Annotated in this window: 13 protein-coding genes; 5 read left to right on the forward strand and 8 right to left on the reverse strand. The window is 58.1% G+C overall.

The features are described from left to right. Positions 1–23: 23 nt before the first annotated feature. Entirely contained in the window at positions 24–1,514 is a 1,491-nt protein-coding gene (locus tag ABSE13_RS06845; RefSeq protein WP_424027767.1) for a 2-isopropylmalate synthase, read from the reverse strand. A 660-nt stretch (positions 1,515–2,174) separates the two neighbouring features. Between ABSE13_RS06845 and ABSE13_RS06850 the strand changes: the two genes are divergently transcribed. From ABSE13_RS06850 to ABSE13_RS06870, 5 genes are all read left to right on the forward strand, one after another. After that, positions 2,175–2,534 carry a hypothetical protein gene (locus ABSE13_RS06850; RefSeq protein WP_424027768.1) on the forward strand — a complete coding sequence of 120 codons (360 nt, stop codon included), beginning with the start codon at positions 2,175–2,177 and terminating at the stop codon, positions 2,532–2,534. A 940-nt stretch (positions 2,535–3,474) separates the two neighbouring features. Further along, positions 3,475–4,149, forward strand: coding sequence for a DUF2115 domain-containing protein (locus ABSE13_RS06855; RefSeq protein WP_424027769.1), 675 nt, complete (start codon positions 3,475–3,477; stop codon positions 4,147–4,149). 168 nt (positions 4,150–4,317) lie between these two features. Next, entirely contained in the window at positions 4,318–6,420 is a 2,103-nt protein-coding gene (ppk1, locus tag ABSE13_RS06860; RefSeq protein ID WP_424027770.1) for a polyphosphate kinase 1, read from the forward strand. Beyond that, positions 6,392–8,026 carry a CHAD domain-containing protein gene (locus tag ABSE13_RS06865; RefSeq protein WP_424027771.1) on the forward strand — a complete coding sequence of 545 codons (1,635 nt, stop codon included), beginning with the start codon at positions 6,392–6,394 and terminating at the stop codon, positions 8,024–8,026. Before ppk1 ends, ABSE13_RS06865 begins: the two co-directional genes overlap by 29 nt. Continuing rightward, positions 8,023–9,606: a Ppx/GppA phosphatase family protein gene (locus tag ABSE13_RS06870; protein WP_424027772.1), complete on the forward strand. Its 1,584-nt coding sequence runs from the start codon at positions 8,023–8,025 to the stop codon at positions 9,604–9,606. Before ABSE13_RS06865 ends, ABSE13_RS06870 begins: the two co-directional genes overlap by 4 nt. A gap of 53 nt (positions 9,607–9,659) precedes the next feature. On the opposite strand, the gene ABSE13_RS06875 is transcribed toward ABSE13_RS06870, so the two are convergent. The 7 genes from ABSE13_RS06875 to ABSE13_RS06905 all read right to left on the reverse strand — a co-directional run bounded on the left by ABSE13_RS06875 (position 9,660) and on the right by ABSE13_RS06905 (position 16,678). Beyond that, positions 9,660–10,499, reverse strand: coding sequence for a HEAT repeat domain-containing protein (locus ABSE13_RS06875; RefSeq protein ID WP_424027773.1), 840 nt, complete (start codon positions 10,497–10,499; stop codon positions 9,660–9,662). Continuing rightward, a complete protein-coding gene (locus ABSE13_RS06880) occupies positions 10,496–11,848 on the reverse strand; it encodes a protein kinase domain-containing protein (RefSeq protein WP_424027774.1) in 1,353 nt (450 codons plus the stop codon). The genes ABSE13_RS06875 and ABSE13_RS06880 overlap by 4 nt, the downstream gene beginning before the upstream one ends. Next, on the reverse strand, positions 11,848–12,795 hold the full coding sequence (locus tag ABSE13_RS06885) for a protein phosphatase 2C domain-containing protein (RefSeq protein WP_424027775.1): 948 nt from the start codon (positions 12,793–12,795) through the stop codon (positions 11,848–11,850). The genes ABSE13_RS06880 and ABSE13_RS06885 overlap by 1 nt, the downstream gene beginning before the upstream one ends. Before the next feature lie 9 nt (positions 12,796–12,804). Further along, positions 12,805–13,443 (reverse strand): vWA domain-containing protein, encoded by a 639-nt coding sequence (locus tag ABSE13_RS06890; RefSeq protein WP_424027776.1) that lies wholly within the window; start codon positions 13,441–13,443, stop codon positions 12,805–12,807. A gap of 328 nt (positions 13,444–13,771) precedes the next feature. Further along, positions 13,772–15,157: an NAD(P)(+) transhydrogenase (Re/Si-specific) subunit beta gene (locus ABSE13_RS06895; protein WP_424027777.1), complete on the reverse strand. Its 1,386-nt coding sequence runs from the start codon at positions 15,155–15,157 to the stop codon at positions 13,772–13,774. A gap of 1 nt (position 15,158) precedes the next feature. After that, on the reverse strand, positions 15,159–15,470 hold the full coding sequence (locus ABSE13_RS06900; protein WP_490356174.1) for an NAD(P) transhydrogenase subunit alpha part 2: 312 nt from the start codon (positions 15,468–15,470) through the stop codon (positions 15,159–15,161). Then, entirely contained in the window at positions 15,467–16,678 is a 1,212-nt protein-coding gene (locus tag ABSE13_RS06905; RefSeq protein ID WP_424027778.1) for a Re/Si-specific NAD(P)(+) transhydrogenase subunit alpha, read from the reverse strand. The genes ABSE13_RS06900 and ABSE13_RS06905 overlap by 4 nt, the downstream gene beginning before the upstream one ends. Positions 16,679–16,700 lie beyond the last annotated feature (22 nt).

Below are 16,700 nucleotides of genomic sequence, written 5' to 3' on the forward strand. Positions count from 1 at the left end.
GACGAGGATTTTTGCCCCGGTTTTCATGTCCTGTCCCTCAGTAGTCTGTTCATGCCGGCGATCATCGCCTCGACACTTGCCATGATGATGTCGGTGCGGGCGCCGCGTGAAGTAATTATCTTTCCGTCTTTACTTAATCTTACTGTCACATCGACAAGGGCGTCAGTGCCTCCCCGGATTGCGTCGACGTGGTATTCTTCGAGCCGGATATCCGCTACATCGGCCACGCATTTGCGCAGCACTTCCATTGCCGCATCGACCGGCCCGTCGCCCGTTGCAGCCCCGGTCATCTCCACCCCGTTTACAATCAGGGTGACTGATGCCGTGGGGAGCATGTTGCTTCCGGAGACCGCGGTGAACTGCCGCATTTTAATGATCGGTTTGCATTCGATCGCCATGACAGCATCGGCGATCGCCATCAGGTCAGTGTCCGTGATCCGTTTCCCGTCATCGCCCAGCTGCTTGATCCGCTTTACGATCTCCTTCATCTGGTTATCGTCAGCGGAATAGTTTAACTCGTGCAGGGCGGCCTCGACCGAGGCGGAACCGGAATGTTTGCCAAGTACGATCCTCCGCTTGCGGCCAACCTGCTCGGGTCTCACCGACTCATAGGTGGACGGTTCACGGATCACGCCGTGGGCATGGATGCCGCTCTCGTGCGTGAAGGCCATCTCGCCTACGATTGCCTTGTTTACCGCGAGCGGTACGCCCGTGTGCCGGGAGACAAGGCTCGAAAGCAGGTAGAGCTGTTCCTTTTTGATCCGGGTCGGGTACCCGTACAACACCTCAAGGGCCATCACCACCTCTTCAAGCGGCGTGTTGCCGGCCCGCTCGCCAAGTCCGTTGACGGTCACGTGGGCGCAGGAGGCACCGGCCTTCAGGGCGGCCATCGTGTTGGCCACGGCAAACCCGAGATCATCGTGGCAGTGGATAGAGAGCGGGGCGATCTTTGCAAGAGGCGGGATGAACGCTGCCACTTTCTCTGGTGTCAGCAGCCCGACCGTATCGCAGAAACAGAGCCGGTCGGCCCCGTGCTCAACCCCGTCCGAGAAGATCGACCGGAGAAATGCCTGGTCGGCCCGGGACGCATCCTCGCCCGAGAGCTCGACAATGAGCCCCCGGCTCTTCGCGTACTCCACAGCGCCCATTGCCATGGCAACGACCTCGTCGCGGGTCTTGCGCATCTTCTTGGCGATGTGCAGGTCGCTGACCGGGACTACGAGGTGGATTGCATCTACATTGCACTCTGCAGCATAATCGATATCAAGCCTGAGGGCCCGGACAAATGTGCAGATCTCTGCTTTCAGCCCGGCATCCGCGATCCGCCGGATTGCTTCACGCTCTCCGTCCGATGCAGCTGCAGAACCGGCTTCGATGACATCGATACCAATGTCCGCGAGCCTTGTGGCGATCTCGAACTTCTGGTCAGGATTCAGCGAGACTCCGGGTGTCTGTTCCCCGTCCCGTAATGTTGTATCTAAAAAGCGCAGGTTACTGGCGAATAAAACATTCACTCATGGCAATCACCATGAGTACACGTGGGGAAGGTGAATATAAATAAATTCGGATGCTCCGCGCCATGTTCTCGCGAGCTTCGCAAGTCAGGCCGGTCCTGCACCGACCGGGATCTCTGGAGCAGCCAATTATCTTAGAATAGGAACGGAGCGGCTGATTTATGCTCGGGATTGCCTATTGCAAATTCCGGATACGGAAAACCTTTTTCCAGCTTTACGAGTCTTCCCCGCCTCAGGGCCTCTCCGAGGCATGGCGGGGCAATGAATGTTTTTCTTTTGTCATGGGCATTCTTTTTCCGGTAATTGATCCGCCGCGGGGCGCTCTTCGGGGCGGCGGTCGTCCATCGCTCCCCTGGTTCCCTACCCCCCCATCCACCAACAAACATTTATCCAAAAATATCTTTCATTATATATCAAATGCATCGCACTCATTCAGTACCGCTGACGATACAGCCCCCGGGGACCCGCCGTACCCTGCACGGTGCAGACCGGGCCGCGTCCTTCCTGGCCGGTAGCATCACGAAAACCACTCCATGAAAAAGAAGGTGAAAGCATAGAAGAAAAAATTCTGCCGGCCCGGGTATTGCACAACGGGTCGGAATCTACGCACGAATCGTCGACCCGCCCGCAAGCCGACAGACTATCCGGGAAGTGCCCGCCATGAAACCGGGTCGCTGGTCGCCCCGGGCCCTGAAGGATGCAATACCCATCGCACAGATGCGGGGCCTCATCCAGTTGGCCGGGAAGGGACCCGACCGGCTCTTCGATATCAATATCGTCTCGAAAATTCCGATCGCGTTTATCCGGGTAAAGTTCGCGCCGGAAATCCTCGCGTCGCTTACTGAGATTGCTGATGATTTCCGCGAGGAGATCCGGAGGCTCCGGCTCATCGCCCGGGACGCGGCGGTCACGGCCGAGCTCTGGCTCCGGTCCAGGCACGGGACCTGGCGGTTTTTCCTGGTCACGGAAAAAGATCTCATCGAGCTGGACTGCCATGGATGGCCACTTAATGTCGGGTGACTGCGAGCTGAGCCGGGCCGATTTTTTTATTTTTTTGTGATTGTCCGGAAGTTTTCCCTGTGAAAATTTTTGTCCGGAATCTCCGGAATTTTTTCCCGCAAATCATCCGGAATACTCTGATACTCCGGGGTGTTCAAATCCGCCGGAATTGCGCCCCTGAATTGCGAAAGTGACGTGGGGATGATTTGGTAAACCGGATACATGGGGGTCGCGGAGGCACTCCGCTTTGGCTGCCTCCCCGGGGAAGGAGAGTGGGGGTCACCCTCATAATGTATACCGAAGGTGACACTCACCGTCGGAGAAATGGTCCCCTGGAGGGGTAGACCAATCCGGGCCCGTACAGAGCTCCGATTACCTGTTTTTCCGGTCCCGGGAGGTAACAAATCCGGAAAACGCGGAATTAAGACCGGAGTTAACGGGCATTTTTCGACGGGAATTAAGGAGGTAACTGACAGAAGCGTTTGCGGGGCCGAAAGAAGGGGTGGATGAGGTTGAATACGGGGGAATGCGTGGAGAGGCGGGTCCGGGATCTGGAATTTCAGAGGTTATTTTTTAGCAGCGGAATTTTCCCTCTTCATCGATCCGCTGCGGGGCGCCCTCTGGGGACCGCCAAAGGCTGTGGAAAAGATTTTCGCCGGTAAAATCCAGGACCCGGCGGACGTTTGTCTCAACCGGGGGTATGGGACAGCAAGCCCATATCGGCGATCGCAAAAAAAGCGAATGGGCCAACCTCCGCGGTCCGACCAGCCATTCACCGCTCCAAAATTTTGTCCGGAAAATCTTTCCGGACAGGCCCGACCCCTCAGCAAAAAATTGTGCCGAAAAATTCTTAGTCCGTTCTTTTTGCAACCAGCCAGCGCCCCGGAACAAAGAACCTATATTTCCCGGGTTCCAACTATCAGCCGGACCGTTCGTTCACACGATCGCCAGAATATATTCCATGTCGCTGTTTGGTAAAAAACCGGACCCTGCATCTGCTACCTGTGATGACATTGCCCGTCATTGCGCAGTGCTCAAAGGGACAAAGGCGCGGGGGGAACTCGGTGAACAGATCGCTAGTCTCGTGCTCACGTACTCACCGGCCGATATCCAGCGAATGAAACGGAACTTCGACAACAAGGTCCGGGACATCCCGCCCGAGTACCGTGACCGGCTCACACGGAAGATCACCGAACACCTCCTCGGGACCTGGCAGCGGATCCGGCTCGCTCAGCAGCAGGGAATCTTCAGGATTATGCACGAACCGGTGCCGCCCGGACTTGCAATGTACTGGGATATGGTTGCGGGGCAGTGCAAGGATAACGGCACGGGGGATGTCCCGAAGATCCGGTTCCTGAAGTTTCTCCTTGCCGGCTACTGCATGATCGTGTTGCAGGAACCGGGTCATCCGGTAGGGATGCCGTTTCCGGGCGGGGACCAGATCGAACTGACCGACGGGATCTACTACTGCCCGGTGCGGGAAAAAGCCGGAGATATGGACGCGGCGCTCTGCCCGTTCTGCCCTGCCCGCCAGACTCCGGAGATCGGGTACCTCCGTCCCCCAACGAACCCGGGCGAACACCGTAAGCAGGAGTTTATCGAGCACTGCCACCGGTTCCATAATTTCAATGGCTGATAATCTATTGAATCTCTATATTTTTAACAAAAGACGCCCGGATTCCGGGTATTTTTTCCCTGCCACGTCCTGTATCAGGGAAGGGTATATTTTATAGGAGACCTATCTTTGTTACAGACTATACCGTAAGTTCCTGTCATTTGCCGATATTTCCTGCGGGGCACGAGAATGGATACACCACAACTGCTTGCCGACAATCCGTCGCTCTATATCAACCGGGAACTGAGCTGGATCCGGTTCAACCGCCACGTGCTGGATGAAGCTCTCGATAGCAGCCACCCCCTGCTGGAGCGGGTGAAGTTCCTTTCGATTTACGCAAATAACCTGGACGAGTTCTTCATGATCCGTGTATCGGGTCTCCAGCGCCAGCTGGCAAAAGGCGTGCTCAGGGCCCCGCCGGATGGCATGACCCCGTCTCAGCAGCTGGACGCGATCCGGCAGATGCTTGACCCCGAGCTCCGGGCACAGAACGACTGCTGGCATAAGGAACTCCTCCCGAAACTGGCGGAAGCCGGTATTCATGTGTACAATTACGCGGATCTCTCGGTCCCGCAGATGGAAGCAATGCACCGCTTCTTCGTGGATGAGGTCTTCCCGGTACTCACTCCGCTCGCGTTCGACAGCTCTCACCCGTTCCCCTTCATCTCCAATCTTTCCCTCAATCTTGCGATTATCGTGAGGGACCAGAACCACAAGGAATTTTTCGCCCGGGTCAAGGTCCCGACGAACCTCTTCTCCCGCCTGATCCGGGTCCCCGAGCCGGACGGTACAACCCGGAACGATGACAGCGTGGTCCACTTCGTGTACCTGGAAGAGATCATCGCCGCCCACCTTGACATGCTCTTCCCGGGGCTCGAAACCGTGGCCTCGTTCCCCTTCCGGATTACCCGGGATGCAGATCTCGAGATCGAGGTCGACGAAGCTTCCGATCTGCTGACCACGGTTGAGGAGATCATGGAGCAGCGGGCCCGGGGCAAACCGGTCAGGATCGAAGTGGACTCCTGCATGAGGGAAGGGATCTGCCACATGCTGGAGCAGAAACTTGGCATCAGCACATCGATGCTTTACCTGGTCGGCCACCCGGTGGGGATGGCAGACCTCATGCAGATGATGTCACTTGACCGTCCCGATCTCAAGGACTCCCCGTTCGCACCTTCGCTTCCCCCGGACCTTGCAGATGACCGGGATATTTTCGCAGCTATCAAACGTCACGATATCCTGCTCTACCAGCCTTATGACAGTTTCTCTCCCGTTGTCAATTTTATACGACAGGCGGCTCATGACCCGGATGTTCTCGCTATCAAGATTACCCTTTACCGGGTGGGATCGAATTCCCCTATAGTCAATGCCCTCATGGAAGCCCGGGAGAATGGCAAGGCTGTCGCAGCCTTAATCGAACTCAAGGCACGGTTTGACGAAGAGAATAATATTGGCTGGGCCCGGGCCCTCGAACGTGAGGGTGTCCACGTGGTTTACGGTGTAGTAGGGCTCAAGGTGCATGCAAAGCTCTGTATGGTTGTCCGGCGTGAAAAAGACGGGATACGCAGGTATATGCATCTCGGTACCGGCAACTACAACGCGACCACAAGCCGGATCTACACGGACTTCGGGCTTCTCACCTGCGACAAAGAGATTGGCGAGGATGTGGCCAACCTCTTCAACTTCCTGACCGGCTATGCGCGTATTGAAAACTACAAGAAACTCCTTGTCGCGCCGGTCACCCTCCGCAGGATTCTTCTCGAGAAGATCGAACGGGAGGTTTCCCGGCAGAACGGTCACGGTGACGGCCATATCATCTTCAAGATGAATGCACTCGTCGATCCTGTCTCCATCGCTGCCTTGTACAAGGCCTCGCAGGCAGGTGTAAAAATCGACCTGCAGGTCCGGGGTATCTGCTGTCTCCGTCCGGGTATTCCCGGGTTCAGCGACACGATCCGGGTCACCGCAATTGTCGGCCGGTTTCTTGAACACGCCCGGATTTATTACTTCCGGAACGGTGGCAATGAGGAAGTCTTCCTCGGCAGTGCGGACCTGATGCCCCGGAATCTCGACCGTCGTGTCGAGATACTCTTCCCGGTCCAGGATCCTGCAATGAGGCGGGCGATCATTACCCTGATCCTCCCGGTGCAGCTCGGTGATAACGTCAAATCACGGGTGATGCAGGCCGACGGTACGTACGCACGGATCACACCCGTCCCGGATGAACAACCGATGAATGCCCAGACCTGGATGGTGGAGCACCGTGGAATCTGGTACGATACCCGGGCCTGATACGGTTGCACCGGAACGCGGGCTCTGCTGGTACGGTCTCCAGCGGCTGCCGGTCCTGCTGGACGCGTTTGCCCGTGAGATTGAGGGTGTCCGTGCTGCAGAGGACATCGAGTACATCCACCGGATGCGGGTGGCCACCCGCCGTCTCCGTGCAGCACTTCCGCTCTTCCGGGCCTGTTTTTCCGGGAAACAGTACTCGCGCTGGATGCAGGAGATGGCAAACATCACCCGTGCACTTGGAGAAGCACGGGATGCAGATGTCCAGATTGCATTTCTCCTGAAGTACCAGAAACGGTCCCGTTCTGCACAGAAGAAAAAGGCACAGCCCCCCGGTACCGGAATCCCGGTGAACCCGTACGATCCTGCCCTCCTTTATCTTCTCGCGGATCTCCGGAAACGCAGATCCCAGCTCCAGCAGAGGGTCCTCTCTGCACTCGGTGCCCTTGAAAAGAGCGGCGTGATCGGAGACATGCAGATATTATTTGCTGCCCGTAAATCCGCGGTCCGCAGGGTCCCGTGGAAGACCATGAGCTACGGTATCCCGACTGTTGCAGCACTGCGGATCGAGACCCGGCTTGTCACCATGCTCTCGTATGAACCCTGGGTACCGTATCCCGATGCGGTTGCCGAGCACCATGCAACCCGGATTGCAGCAAAAAAACTCCGGTACACCATGGAAATTTACGGCCCCGTATATCGCCTCAATCTGAAAAAACCCTTAATCCGGGTGAAGAAGATCCAGGAGGTTCTCGGTGATCTCCATGACTGCGATGTCTGGATCGATCATGTCACCCGCATTATGCTCCGCGAACGTTCCCACCTTCGCACCGAGAAGGAAGAGAAACGGCCGGACACTGCAACGCTGGCAAGTCTCCGGCTCTTCCTTAAGGAACGTGAACGGGCCCGGATCCTCCTCCACCGGCAGTTCGTGCGGTACTGGGAATCCCAGAAGCGGACACATCTCTGGGATGAACTCCGGCAGACCCTTCTTTACGGCAGGAAGAAGAAGTTCCAGCCGGACCCGGAGGTCAGGATTGAGGAGACCCGGCGGGTTGTCGGGGCTGTAGCTGCGCAGTTCCCGGAAGGTCTTGCCCATCACCGGCACGCAACGCATCTTGCCCTTATGCTGTTTGACAGCCTCCAGCCTGTCCATGGCATGACAAAACATGACCGTTTCCTCCTCGAATGTGCCGGGATGCTGCATGATATCGGCTGGATGACCCGGCAGAAGCGACATAACCATTTGAGCGCTGCCCGGATTTTTGCCGATGAGACCCTCCCCTTCGATCTCCCTGACCGCGTGACGGTCGGGCTCATTGCGCTTGCCCACCGCGGACAGGAAACACCGGAAACCCATGTCTTCTTCCCGCTTCTGCCGGAAGACCGGCAGAAGAAGATCCTGCAGCTTGCCGCGCTCCTCCGGGTAGCGGACGGGCTGGATTACCTCCACCTCGGTTCCGTGCAGGAGATCCACTGTATCATCGGCTCCGGGGAGATCAGCTGCGATATCGTATCCCCGGTTGATGTAACTCAGGAAAAGGAACGGGCGCGATCAAAAGCAGTGTTGTTTACCCGGGCATTTGGGCGTGAACTGGTGATCCGGTGAAACTCAAACCTCCCGGCCCGAACGGGCGCGTGGTCTCGTTCCTTGATCTGGGAACCAATTCCCTCCGTCTTCTCGTTGTCCGTCTCAACCCGAACCATTCCTACACGATCCTGACCCGGCAAAAACAACAGGTACGGCTTGGTGAAGGTGAGTTTGAGGACGAGGAGATCACCCCCCAGGCCATGGAACGGGCAGCGATCGTAGCAAAACGGTTCACTGATCTTGCCCGGACATTCAGTTCTGAAGAATTTGTTGCAGTAGCAACCTCTGCCGCCCGCGAGGCTGCCAACCAGAACGAACTCCTGCACCTGCTCCGGCAGGAAGCCCAGATCGATATCCGGGTCATCTCCGGTCGCGAAGAAGCCCGGCTTATCTATCTCGGGGTGGCGAGCGGTACGCACCTGACTGCAACCCCGGCATTCTTTATTGATATCGGGGGAGGCAGTACGGAAGTTGCTGTCGGGGATTCACGGGATTACCAGTACCTGGACAGTTTCAAGCTCGGGGCAATCCGGCTCTCGAACCTCTATACTGCTCCCGGAGATAATGGGCCGGTAACTCCCGAACAGTACAGGAAGATCCAGCAGCATATCAGGAACGTGATCTTCCACTCGCTGGAGAAACTCCGGAAACTCCGCCCTGCCCTTGCAATTGGCAGTTCCGGGTCGATCATGAACCTTGCCGAGATCGCCCAGAAGGCACTTCATTCCTCTTCGGGCTCATCTGATACCATGCTCACCTGCAAAGATCTCAGGAAGGTAACTGATCTGCTCTGTTCCCTTCCCCTCGAACAACGCCGTAAAGTGCCCGGGATCAACCCGGAACGTGCGGATATCATCATTGCCGGGGCAGCGATCCTTGAAACGTTTATGAAGGAGCTCTCGCTCGATGCCATAACAATCACCGGGCGCGGACTGCAGGATGGTCTCCTTGTCGATTACCTCTCCCGTATGGATAATTTTCCCCTGCTTGGGGAACTCTCATCCCGCCAGCGAAGCGTGCTCCAGCTTGGCCGTTCGTGTGGCATCAACGAGGTGCATGCAAGAACCGTGACGAGCCTGGTGCTCGAGATGTTCGATTCAGCCCGGGAACAGAAGCTCCACGACTTTTCCGATCTCGACCGGGAACTCCTCGAGTATGCCACCTTTCTCCATGATATCGGCTCATTCATCTCGTACACCAACCATCATGCACATTCGTATTACATTATAAAAAATTCAGAACTGCTTGGGTTCGACCAGAAGGAAGTTACATTCATGGCAACCCTGGCAAAATTCCACCGGAAAAAGACCCCAAAGAAAAAAGATCTCGACGTTGCGGATCTTGATGTCCGGGAGCGGGAAGCCCTAAAAGTACTCTCCACGTTCATCCGGCTGGGGGAAAGCCTGGACCGGAGTCATGCTGCCCTGATCCAGCATGTCCGGTTTGCCCGGGTCGACGAGGACGCTGTTCACCTGGAAGTAGTTGCCCGGGGTGACTGCCAGCTGGAGATATGGGGGATTGAAAGTGAACGGCGGACCTTTGAGAAGGTGTTCGGCAGGAACCTGGTCTTCGAAGTGATAAACCCGGCAGCCCCGTAATATCTCCGCCTTTTTTCAACAGTTCTGTATCCTGCCGGAAGGTGTGCGCAGGATCAGCGGATCTTTTTGAGGGCTTCTTCAGCAGCCAGATGGATGGTGCTGTTGCTGTCCGAGAGACGTTTCAGGAGTGGTGTTGAGGCCCGTGCATCTCCAATCTCACCAAGGGCCCATATTGCATACCCGGCAAGATCCCTGTCGGATTCCATAAGCCGGATGAGCGGATCTACAGATTCACGGGCCCGGATTGCACCGAGAATGAGAATCACGGAACCGACCAGCGGCCGGTGGGTATCGTCAAGTGCCTCTACAAGCGCGGTTACGGCCGGTGTACCGAGACTGATAAGGGCATCATATGCTGCAGATCGCACCTGCCATTGATCGTTTTCAAGGGTGCTTATCAGGAGAGGGAAGCACGCCGGATCACCGGTATCTGCCAGCCCCCTGACTGCCTCAAGCCTGGTGGCAGGCCGGTCGGATCCGAAATCGTCAGCCCACTGAGTCCTTTGATCTTCAGATACGGTACTTTTCCGGCGTACCGATGAAACGGCAGCCGGGGCAGGGTCCTGTTCCGGCCGTGCATCCGTGGTGGAGAGCCCGAGTGCTGCCGACCAGGTATCCACTGCCCACTGCGCTGCCTCGTCAGAGAATCCCAGTTCATCCTGGAGACGTTTTACCAGGAATCCCTTAAAAAGCGGGAACGGCAGCGAATGGCGCGGGGAGAGAAGATCGGCCGGTACCTGCTGGCGGACGGCATTGACGAGAACAAAGATCTCCCGGTTGCAATGCGTGCAGGTATCCCGGAGCAGTCCTTCGCACCGGAGGGGATCATACGCCAGGGAAGTACCGTACCGTGTGACAAGCGATGTGAGAATCCGGGCCGGCTCGTTGTTCATGGTGTCACTCCTGGTTCGGGGGCAAGTATCGTGAGCTCAATTCCCTCAATACGTATGGTCGTTCCGGGATGTAACGGAACAGCACGATCAGGAGGGACTTTTGTGGATCTTCCATCAGGGAACGTAATATTCCAGGATTCTTTTGACAGGTTACGGATACCGGCTGCGCCGGCAATGGACGGGTGTGGGACAACCTTTCCCACGACTTCCGCCCCGTCATCCAGGGGTGTGGCAGAGGAGATGTGACGTTTTCGCAGGGTTGTCCCGAGCGAAAGGAGTAGCGGAATATTCCCGGATGGGCGTCGGATACTGAGGACCGGGGGCGGAGTAATTGCAGCATTGCAGTGCCAGCAGGAACCGATCCTGCCGTTTTGCCCGGCAAAGTTTTCGGCCCTGCACCGCGGGCAGCAGGCAATGCGGTCCTTGATCCGGGAGAAGAGGCCCTGCCATTCACCCTCGGTCACGCGGCGGTCCGGGTCGCGGAGGCCATCCGAAAATGCGCGGGTGAATGTGTCCCGGAGCTCCCCGGGGCACCATGCCCATCGCTCGCGTGCGATCGCATAGTCGGGATCCTGCGGGAGCGTGTTGGAAAAGTCCAGCCGGTCAAATACAAAGACCGGGGTCTCGCCATACACTTTCTTCTTGGCCGGGATGTCCCAGCAGTGGAAACGGTACTCCATCTCGCCATGGAAGGGATGGTGCCAGACCCAGAGGTAGAAGAGGAGAATTGCAAGGGAATGCAGATCTGTCTGGGTGGAGGGATCGGCTGTCCCGCGGATGATCTCCGGTGCCATGTACTCCATCGTACCCCAGACCTGGCAGCGCGACTGGCGGTTCACGCCGACATTATCGTTGTCGCAGATCAGGATATCGCCGGTTACGGGATCGAACATCAGGTTCCCTGCCGAGATGTCCCGGTAGCAGTGGCCCGAGAGGTGGAGGGCCCGGTAACTGTTGGCAAGCTGGTAGGAGATTTCGCATAAGGCAGAGAAGTTGGGCACCGGTTTGAGATGGGCCCAGACTTCGCCGAGCTCGGCAAACCGCTTTGTGTCGATCCGCTGCATCAGGTACCCGAAATGGCCCGATGGTCCCGAGGTCACGAGGTCAAGAGGCCAGATAAACCGTTTCCCGGCAGCACCGAACGGCGGGCCGGTCCGGACCAGATAGAGGATCGCGGTCCGCTGTTCCGGTGTTGCCTGTTCAGGTTTGTACCATTTGACCGCCTGGTACCCGTCCGGTCCTTCCACGAGATAGACCTCTCCCTGGGTGCCTTCGCCCAGTTTTTTGATCACGTGAAGTTCTGCACCGGATAACTCTGCCTTTACCCGCTGGCCAATTGAAAGAGGCATCACCACACCCCCGAGAGCGTACCCTGCTGTGGCGGTGCGGTCTGCCGGTCAACCTCATCTTCCCGGGAAGAATCCGGCTCACAATTTTCTTCTGACGGGTTGATGCAGACAAATACCATAGTCATATCATCGCCGCTGGCGAGTTCTGAGTACCGGTCAAGCCACCCGTTGAGGGAACCTGCCACGTTCTCGATCCCGAATTCCCTGATACGCGCAGCAAGGCTTGTTATGAATTTTTTAAACTCTTCTCTTTCCGATCCATCAAAGGAATCCGAGATTCCGTCCGTTGCTGCAATGAGGATGCCCCCGGCTCCACGGTCCAGCGTTGCCGTACGCCAGAGCAGGTGGGCGTCCCGGGACGAGAGGGACCGGGTCTCCGCACCCATGAGGGTGGTATCGGCAGGGATCGGGATATCGAGAGTCCCGTCCGGGCGGACAAGGATCACGTCCCCGTCACCAATCTGCCCGATAAGGATCGTGTCTGCAAGGACCATGGAGGAAATCAGCGTAGTGCCGTACCGGGAAAAATCCCCGGAGCCACTGCCCTCCTGCGGTAAAATTTCGATCTTACGACGCACTGCATCCCCGAGCACTGCTTCGCGCCAGCGGCGGGTTGTACGGCGGGGAAAATCGGCCCGGAATTCCGAGCGGAGGACCACCCGGGAACCGGTTTCCCCGTGGATACGGTGGAATGAGACCAGTTCATCAATCGCTGCCTGAACGGCAAGGGCAGCCCCCGCCCGGCTCCTGTCGTGGCGGGAGTCTCCATGACCGTCTGCTATAGCTGCCGCAATGCAGGGGATTGCACCGGAGGCTCCGCTCCAGAGGGCGAATGCATCTTCGCAGGGCCTGCCGGAGCGGAGATGAGAGGCACCGGTCCGGCTGGAGCCGAATGCCCAGCCAAGGCCGGCATCACCGGAACAGAGGAATTGTCGTGAGGGGTGCATGCGACAGGACTAGAACAGGTCGGTGTTGGACGTGATCATAGGCGGCGGGGAGTCGAGCGTGACATTGGAGGTATCTTCCGTGATACCGGTACTGCGGCTCCTGCCCCGCGAGGAGGCGACCGAGGCCGAAACCGAGGCCCACTTAATGTAGGAGACGAGCTCTTCCGGCGAATGGGCCTTTAAGAGCCCGATCGCGTCCTGGTTCACGAATTTCAGGAGTTCGGGCTCGTTGTAATCTGATTCATCGCCGATCGCAATCGCGAGCCGGACTGCCTTTACGCCCCAGGGTATCTTTGCCAGTTCAGCGATTGAATTGTCATATTCTTCGCGGGGATCCGTGCAGAACCCATCGGAGACGAGGATGCAGACCGGGGGAAGTCCGCGCCGGGGCATCCGTTCGATCGAGAGCTCCCCCTCCAGCAGCTTCAGGGCTTTAGCCGTAGCGGTAAGACCGGAAGTCTCGAGTTCCGGCCAGGTAAACTGTTCGATCGGGACCGGGGCCGGACCCACATGCCATGCAGCTTCATCTGAGAACTTGATCGCCCGCATGAAGATCTCGACCTGCGGGTACGCAGCCACGGCCTTCTGGACTTCCGGTATTGCTTCCCGTATTGCCTGATTTAAGGTTGCTATCTTCTTGCCCCGCATGGAATCTGAGCAGTCGGCAATCCAGAAAAAGTGGAGTTTCTTACGGACAACCTGTCCATCCGGAATCGGGACGGTATCTTCTATGGTATAACCCCCTGCCTTACCATTGAATCTGGCAGATAACCATATAAGGTCACCGTTTTCCGGGCCAACCGGCGTGAAAAACCCGGCCGGTTCGGGAATTTAAAAAAAATGCGTTTTGAAAAAGAAAGGAAACCGGGAAAAATCCGTTTGTTCTTTCCGGAGCATCTCGTCGATCCCCTTTAAAGTGCCGCACGCCGGGAGACCGGCAGGGCCATTGCATCGGCCCGCCGGATTCTCGTGAAGCCTAGACCTTCTTGAGGGCCTGCACGAGCTTCCCTACTGTCTCCTGCGCGTCACCATAGAGCAGGCGTGTGTTATCCCGGTAGAACAGGTCGTTCTCTATTCCCGCGAAGCCCTTCCCCTGGCCACGCTTGAGGACGATGACGTTCTTCGCCTGCTCGACATCGAGGATAGGCATACCGAAGAGCGGGCTGCCCTGCCGATGCGCCGCCGGGTTGACGACGTCGTTTGCACCGATGACGAGGACGACGTCAGTGCCTGGGAACTCCGGGTTCACTTCATCCCGGTCGAAGAGGTGGTCGTAGTTGATCCCGGCTTCGGCCAAGAGGACGTTCATGTGCCCGGGCATCCGCCCGGCGACCGGGTGGATCGCGAACTTCACCTGGATGTTCTTGCTCTCGAGCATGTCGGTCAGCTCCTTGACCTTCTGCTGGGCCTGGGCGACCGCCATTCCGTAACCGGGAGCGATGATTACTTTGTTCGCATAGGCAAGCATAACCGCGACGTCATCAGCTTCGATCGACTTCATGCTGCCCTGGATCTCTACCCCTCTCTCTTCTGTCGCGCCGAACGCACCAAAGAAGACGTTCGAGATCGAGCGGTTCATCGCCTTTGCCATATTGAGCGTGAGCAGCGAACCCGCAGCGCCGACTATGATGCCAGCGATGACCATCGCGTAGTTGGGGGTAGCAAACGAGAACCCGTCGAGCGCGACGGCAAGGCCGGTGAAGGCGTTGTACATCGAGATCACGACGGGCATATCCGCCCCGCCGATCGGGAGCGTCATGAGAAGCCCGAAGCCGAGCGAGAGGACAAAGAACAGCGGAAGGTATATGGCAACTGTGAGCGGGATCCATGTTGGCTGCAGGACGACGAGTACGCCGGACACGATAGCGAGGGCCAGGAACGCGGTGTTTACGATCTGCTGGCCCGGGAAGGTGATCGGCCGCGGCCGCATCCAGCCCTGGAGTTTCAGGAACGCGATGATGCTCCCCGCAAACGAAACGGCCCCGATGAGGCCGCCGACGACCGCAAGGGAACCGGAGGTGGCGTTTGTCGTGCCAAGGAGCGCAACTGCCGAGATCCCGGCCGCTGCGCCGCCGCCCATCCCATTGTAGAGCGCAATCATCTGGGGCATGTCGGTCATCCCGACGCGCTTTGCGGCGATGTAGCCGAAGCCCCCGCCGATAACGATCGCGATCGCCATAAGGGCGAAGTTGGTGAGGCCCGGAGTAAGGAACGTGACGAGAGTTGCGATCAGCATCGCGGTGCCGGCCCAGACAATCCCGCTCCGGGCGGTGAGTGGGTGGCTCATCCGCTGGAGGCCGACGATGAAGAAGAAGATCGTAGCGATGTAGACCGGGTCGATTGCCCAGGAGAGGTCGATCATTTCAGGCCCCCTTTCCGGGCTTCTTCCCACTGCGGTCGAACATCTGGAGGATCCGCTCCGTGACCACGTAGCCGCCAGTGACGTTCGCTGCTCCGAGAATGACCGCTACAAAACCGATGGCCTGCTCAAGGGGCGTCGTCGCGAGGCCGAGCGCGACCATGGCGCCGACAAGCACGATCCCGTGGATGAAGTTCGAGCCGCTCATCAGTGGTGTATGGAGGATAACGGGGACCCGGCTGATGACGACGTAGCCGGTGAACGCGGCGAGCATTGCGATGTAGACTGCGGTCCAGAGGGTGGTTATGTCGGTCATGGTTTTCCTCCTATCAGGAGGTCACGTGTTGGCCCGTGGCGCACCTCTCCTGCGTGGACGAGAAGGCTCGCAACGAGGATCTCGTCTGTGAACTCTTTTATGAGCGCCCCGTCTTTGTCGACGAGGAGCACGAGAAACGACTGGAGGTTCTTTGCGTACATCTGGCTCGAATGGAATGGCACGCGGGCCGGGAGGTTCTGCGGGCCTATGATCGTGACGCCGTGTTCCCGTACGGTCTTGCCATACCGGGTCAGCTCACAGTTGCCGCCCGATTCTGCGGCCAGGTCGACGATGACGGCACCCGGACGCATCATCGCGACGGTCTCCTTGGTGACAAGGAGCGGGGCTCTCCGGCCGGGGATGGCTGCGGTCGTGATGACAATGTCTGCCCGCGCAACCGCGGTGGAGACCATCTGCTGCTCCTGTGCCTTCTCTTCGGGCGTGAGCTCGCGGGCGTAGCCGCCCTGGCCTTCAGCATTAATTTCAAGTTCGAGGAACTTTGCGCCGAGGCTCCTGACCTGCTCGCCAGCTGCACGCCGGACGTCATAGGCCTCGACAATGGCGCCGAGCCGTTTTGCCGTCGCGATCGCCATAAGACCGGCAACGCCGGCACCCAGGATGAGCACTGTTGCTGGTCGTATCGTGCCCGCGGCCGTCGTCAGCATCGGGAGGAACTTCGGGCAGTTATCGGCACCCAGGATTGCTGCCGTGTACCCGGCAGCCGTAGCCTGGGAACTGAGTGCATCCATGCTCTGAGCACGGGTGATCCGCGGGACAAGCTCGAGGGCGAAGGCAGTGACATTACGGTCGCGCATCCGGGCGATGGCTTCGAGGTTTGTTGTCGCGTTCATGAACCCGATGACGATCGTGCCCTCGGCGAGCTGGTCGACTTCGGCGACGGTCGGGGGCTGGACGCGCAGCACGATCCTGGCACCGTTCAACAGGTCGGTCCGGCTGGATGCAATTATTGCACCGGCGGCTGTGAAGAGATCGTCGGGATAGTACGCACTTGTCCCTGCATCGTGCTCGATCCGGACTTCGTAACCCGACTTCGTGAGCTTCTGGACGACCTCCGGTACAGTCGCCACGCGCTGTTCCCCTGGGGCCAGTTCCTTTGGAACGGCGATAACGATTGGCATAACTTTCGGGCCCTTCGAACCGGCCGGGATTATACCCTTTACTTCCTGTGCAATGACGGGGGTGCTCACAGTTCCCACCTCCCCGGTTCGG

It is taken from the genome of Methanoregula sp., from assembly GCF_049518935.1.
GTDB lineage: Archaea > Halobacteriota > Methanomicrobia > Methanomicrobiales > Methanospirillaceae > Methanoregula.

Coding starts and splice junctions, on each gene's coding strand:
- ABSE13_RS06850 (WP_424027768.1), top strand. CDS start 2,175: ATGAAACCGGGTCGCTGGTCGCCCCGGGCCCTGAAGGATGCAATACCC.
- ABSE13_RS06855 (WP_424027769.1), top strand. CDS start 3,475: ATGTCGCTGTTTGGTAAAAAACCGGACCCTGCATCTGCTACCTGTGAT.
- ppk1 (WP_424027770.1), top strand. CDS start 4,318: ATGGATACACCACAACTGCTTGCCGACAATCCGTCGCTCTATATCAAC.
- ABSE13_RS06875 (WP_424027773.1), bottom strand. CDS start 10,499: ATGAACAACGAGCCGGCCCGGATTCTCACATCGCTTGTCACACGGTAC.
- ABSE13_RS06880 (WP_424027774.1), bottom strand. CDS start 11,848: ATGCCTCTTTCAATTGGCCAGCGGGTAAAGGCAGAGTTATCCGGTGCA.
- ABSE13_RS06885 (WP_424027775.1), bottom strand. CDS start 12,795: ATGCACCCCTCACGACAATTCCTCTGTTCCGGTGATGCCGGCCTTGGC.
- ABSE13_RS06890 (WP_424027776.1), bottom strand. CDS start 13,443: ATGCGGGGCAAGAAGATAGCAACCTTAAATCAGGCAATACGGGAAGCA.
- ABSE13_RS06895 (WP_424027777.1), bottom strand. CDS start 15,157: ATGATCGACCTCTCCTGGGCAATCGACCCGGTCTACATCGCTACGATC.
- ABSE13_RS06900 (WP_490356174.1), bottom strand. CDS start 15,470: ATGACCGACATAACCACCCTCTGGACCGCAGTCTACATCGCAATGCTC.